This is a genomic window from Brevundimonas sp. (assembly GCF_032107865.1).
Lineage (GTDB): Bacteria > Pseudomonadota > Alphaproteobacteria > Caulobacterales > Caulobacteraceae > Brevundimonas.
The window spans coordinates 1-4,438 of the sequence record NZ_DAMCNG010000214.1 but is presented as its reverse complement, the minus strand read 5'-3'; the positions used below and the strand labels follow the sequence as shown (position 1 = coordinate 4,438).

5 protein-coding genes are annotated in these 4,438 nt (G+C 67.5%); all 5 read left to right on the top strand.

Annotated elements, in window-relative coordinates; genetic code table 11:
* Window positions 1–325, top strand: a 325-nt coding sequence (locus RT567_RS14015) for a TonB C-terminal domain-containing protein (RefSeq protein ID WP_313576893.1), incomplete at its 5' end; no start/stop codon positions are given.
* Between the two features lie 118 nt (window positions 326–443).
* Complete coding sequence (tolB, locus tag RT567_RS14010) at window positions 444–1,826, top strand: Tol-Pal system beta propeller repeat protein TolB (RefSeq protein WP_313576892.1); 1,383 nt, start codon at window positions 444–446, stop codon at window positions 1,824–1,826.
* A gap of 152 nt (window positions 1,827–1,978) precedes the next feature.
* Window positions 1,979–2,533, top strand: coding sequence for a peptidoglycan-associated lipoprotein Pal (gene pal / locus RT567_RS14005; protein WP_292060255.1), 555 nt, complete (start codon window positions 1,979–1,981; stop codon window positions 2,531–2,533).
* 110 nt (window positions 2,534–2,643) lie between these two features.
* Window positions 2,644–3,792, top strand: a complete 1,149-nt coding sequence (locus tag RT567_RS14000; protein WP_313576891.1) for a DUF3667 domain-containing protein — start codon at window positions 2,644–2,646, stop codon at window positions 3,790–3,792.
* A 43-nt stretch (window positions 3,793–3,835) separates the two neighbouring features.
* Window positions 3,836–4,438: tol-pal system protein (locus RT567_RS13995; protein ID WP_313576890.1), on the top strand; the 603-nt coding region annotated here is incomplete at its 3' end.

Here is a 4,438-nt window from a genome sequence, read left to right as displayed (position 1 = left end):
GCAGGGCGCTGGTTCTGCTCCGCGCGCCACCGGCCCGCAACTGGCCGCCCTGGGCGCCCAGGTGACGCCGAATTGGAACCTGAACTGCGACATGCCGGGCATGGACGACCTGGTGATCCGCGTGACGGTGCGGTTGAGCGCCGACGGCCAGATCATCGGCACGCCGCGCCTTCAGGACACCCGGAGCGACCCGACGTGGCGCGCGGCGTCCGAGGCCATGCAGCGGGCGCTGCGGGCGACCTCGCCTTTCACCGTGCCCGATGGTTTCCAGGCGCAGGAAGTGCCGTTCCGCTTTGAAACCAAGCGTCAATGCGGGAACCGTTAGGACGGAAATCGCCTATCACCCCAAAGTCGCCTAAATCCCCGTGAAGCTGGCGATCATCCGCCGCGCTGATGTTAAGAGGGGCGGCCAGCCTGACCGTAACGACCCGAAGGATCGATCCATGAGCCTGAACCGCTTTCTCGCCTCGGCCGCCGTGCTTGCGATGACCGCGCCCCTGGCGCTGGGCGGGTCTGTGCAGGCGCAATCCACCCCGGCCGTCGTGGCGCCGATGCAGGATGTGGTGGTGGACGAGGGCGTGCTGCGTCCTCTCCAGATCGCGGTCGTGCCCTTCACCGGCCAGAACGGCTCGCAGATCTCGGGCGTCATCAGCGGCAATCTCAAGCGATCCGGCTTCTTCGACCCGCTGAACCCGGCCAGCTTCGTCGAGACGGGCCTGACCCTGGCCAATGCGCCGAACTTCCCGCAGTGGACCTCTATCGGCGCCCAGGCGGTGCTGTACGGCGGGGTGACGCCGCGCGCGGACGGGCGGATCGACGTGGGCTTCCGCCTGTACGACCCCTATCGCCAGTGCCAGTTGGTCTCCTACCAGTTCACCGCCACCTCGGAGCAATGGCGCCGCATCGCGCACAAGATTTCGGACGTGGTCTATCAGCGCCTGACCGGCGAGGCGGGCTTCTTCGATTCGCGCGTCCTGTTCGTGTCGGAAAGCGGCACCCAGCTGAACAAGCTGTCGCGTCTGACCATCGTCGACCAGGACGGCTACAACCCCGTCTTCCTGACCCAGGGCGATGAGGTGATCATGTCGCCGCGCTTCTCGGCCTCGAACCCGGACGAAGTGACCTATGTGGCGCTGGGCAAGGATTACAGCCGCATCTACCTCTACAATCTGTCGACCGGCCGCCGCGAGAGCCTGGGCGAGTTCGACGGCCAGGTGCTGGCGCCGCGTTTCTCGAACGACGGGTCGAAGATGGCCTTCTCGATCATCCGGGGCGGCAACACCGACGTCTATGTGATGAACCTGCGCAGCCGCCAGTTGTCGCGTCTGACGACCGACCCCGGCATCGACACCTCGCCGTCGTTCAGCCCGGACGGCAACCAGATCGTCTTCACCTCGGACCGCTCGGGGTCGGCGCGTCTCTACACCATGCGGGTCGACGGGTCGGGCCAGCGCCCGATCAGCCGCGGCGGCGGCAGCTACACCGCCCCGGCCTGGAGCCCGCGCGGCGACCTGGTGGCCTTCACCAAGCAGCAGGGCGGCCGCTTCCACATCGGCGTCATGAAGTCCGACGGCACGGGCGAGCGCATCCTGTCGTCCTCCTATTTCGAGGAAGGTCCGTCGTGGGCGCCGAACGGCCGCTACATCGCCTTCGCGCGCCAGAGCCCCGGCGGCGACACCCGTCTGTGGACCGTCGATCTGTCGGGTCGCGTGGTGTCTCAGGCGGGCTATGACGGACGCGGTTCGGACCCGGCCTGGTCGGGTTTGCTGGACGCGCCGCCGGTCAATCTGGGCATCGGTCAGGGCGCGGATTCCTGTCCGGCCTAACGATGTTACGGCTTCGTGAGATCACGAGCGGAGCCATTCCCATAAACTGTGCGTTATCGCGTCTGGCGCGGTCTGTCGCTGCGCGTTAGCAGCGCTCGCATACAGTCAAGCTAGAGGCGTCGGCCTCGAACCGAATGAGAAGGAGACGATCCATGAACACCTCCACCCTGATCCGGCTCGCCGCTGTCGGCGTCGCCATGGCCTCGCTGGCCGCCTGCACCAAGCCCAAGGTCGAGCCGGCCGTGCCGGTCGAAACGCCGCCGCCGGCCGTCGGTCCGCAGTATCCGACCGCCCCGACCGGCCCCGTCAGCGGCGGCAACGTCGGCGCCCCGGCGCCCGGCTCGGAGCAGGACTTCGTCGTCAACGTCGGCGACCGTATCTACTTCGACCTGGACTCCTATTCGGTCCGTTCCGAGGCCCAGCCGCGCCTGGACGCCCAGGCCGCCTGGCTGGCCCGTTATCCGCAGGTCACGGTTCGCATCGAAGGCAACGCCGACGAACGCGGCACGCGCGAATACAACCTGGCCCTGGGCGCCCGCCGCGCCGAGGCCGTGCGCTCCTACCTGATCAGCCGCGGCGTTCCGGCCGCCCGCATCGACACCATCAGCTTCGGCAAGGAGCGTCCGATCGCGGAAGGCTCGAACGAGTCGGCCTGGGCCCAGAACCGTAACGGCCGCACCGCCATCGTGTCGGGCGCGCCGCGCTAAGCCGCACGGCGAAAAAAACAGACGGATGGAGGCGTCGGCGCAAGCCGGCGCCTCTTTTCTTTGCGTCTTCACGCGATCAAAGTCCGCCGCGAATCCTGGGGAGGGACGGCATGGATCTGGAAGCGGCGGGTGGAGCGGTGACGGCGGGCGTCATCGCCGGAGCGATCGAAAAACCGACCGGCCATGCGGGTCAGCCTCACGGCGCCTGCGCCGACTGCGGGGCCGAGGTCACGGGCAACTTCTGCTCCAACTGCGGTCAGGCGGCCCATGTCCACCGCACCCTGCTGCATCTGGGCGAAGAACTGCTGCACGGCGTGATGCACTTTGACGGTCGCCTGTGGCGCACCCTGCCGCTGCTGATTCTCAATCCGGGGCGGCTGACCCGCGAATGGGTGCAGGGCAAGCGGACCCGTTACGTCTCGCCGCTGGCGATGTTCCTGTTCACCCTGTTCGTCATGTTCTTCGCCCTCAGCTTCATGCCGCATCAGGCGGTGACGCTGCCGCCCCTGCCGCAGCAGATCGAGAGCCAGAAGGAGGCGATAGCCGAAGCGGAGCAGGTCGTGGCCGCCGCCCGGAAGGAAGTCGATGCGGCTGCGACGGCGATGGAGCCGGCCGACGGTTCGCCGCCGCCGGTGGACAGCGGCGCTCGCGCGGGCGTGGCCGCAGGCGCTCTGGCGGCGGCCGAGGGCGCAGTCATCGCTGAAAAGGCCAAGCTGGAGCGTCTGCAGAAGGATGCGGTGGAGGGCCGCAAGGACGGTCTGGCTTCGGGCAGTTGGCAGGCGCAGGTGGCGGATATCGCCGCAAGCGCGGGGGAGAGCGGGCAGACCAACGGCCTGACCAAGACGGTCGCCAAGAAGCTGAAAAACCCGGACCTGGCGCTCTACAAGCTGCAGCAGACCATCTACAAATTCGCCTTCCTGCTGGTGCCTCTGTCGATCCCGTTCGTCGCTTTGATGTTCCTGTGGAAACGGGGTTTCACCCTGTACGACCACGGGGTTTTCGTCCTCTACTCCCTGACCTTCATGTCCCTGTTGCTGATGGCGGTGGTGCTGGTCGCCACGACGCTGAAAGGGGCGGGGGCGGCCGCCGGGACCATCGCGGCCCTGATCGTGCCGGTGCATATGTTCGCCCAGCTCAAGGGCGCCTACAGTCTGAAGATCTTTTCGACCCTGTGGCGGACGATCGCCCTGCTGATCTTCTGCGAGATCGCGGCGACGCTGTTTATCGTCTCCATCATCTATCTGGGGCTCGGACATTGATCCGGGCCTTGCCGTCGCCGCAAATCGATGGGACGACAGGACCATGCTGAAGACGCCATTCCGCCTCACCAAACCCGCCGTTCTGACGGCGATCGGCCTGACCCTCATCGGGGGCGCCGTCGTCGCCCAGGTGCAACCGATGGAGCCGATCCAGTGGGACAAGCGCCGCCTGGACCAGTTGGACCGCAACGTCCGCCGTCTGGAGCGCGCTCTGACCCAGCGTAACGCGGCGGGCGAGCCGGTGCTGGTCGAGACGGACCCCGAGGTCGTGGCCCTGCAAGGTCAGGTCTCGATCATGGAGCGTCGCCTCAATGACGTGGAGCAGACCTTCCAGCGCATGAACGCCGACAGCGAGCGGCTGACCTTCCAACTGGACGAGGTCACGCGCGAGAACACGCAGATGAGCCGCCGCCTGCGCGACCTGGAAGGCCGCGTCGAGCGCGCCGAAAAGGCCGCCGAGGAAGCCGCTGAACTGAGCGGTCCGATCGTCGCCCACTCGCCTACGGGCGATGCGGCGCAGGATCTGCAGGCGGCCATGCGCCTGGCGGGCGAGGACGCTGCGCGCGGCGGACGCGCGCTGGAGACCGTCATCGTCACCTGGCCGAACACGCCCCAGGCGCGCGAAGCCAACAGCCGCCTGGGCGAC

What these genes read in the sequence shown, in the direction of transcription:
- pal (WP_292060255.1), top strand. Translation starts at nt 1,979, where the DNA reads ATGAACACCTCCACCCTGATCCGGCTCGCCGCTGTCGGCGTCGCCATG.
- RT567_RS14000 (WP_313576891.1), top strand. Translation starts at nt 2,644, where the DNA reads ATGGATCTGGAAGCGGCGGGTGGAGCGGTGACGGCGGGCGTCATCGCC.
- tolB (WP_313576892.1), top strand. Translation starts at nt 444, where the DNA reads ATGAGCCTGAACCGCTTTCTCGCCTCGGCCGCCGTGCTTGCGATGACC.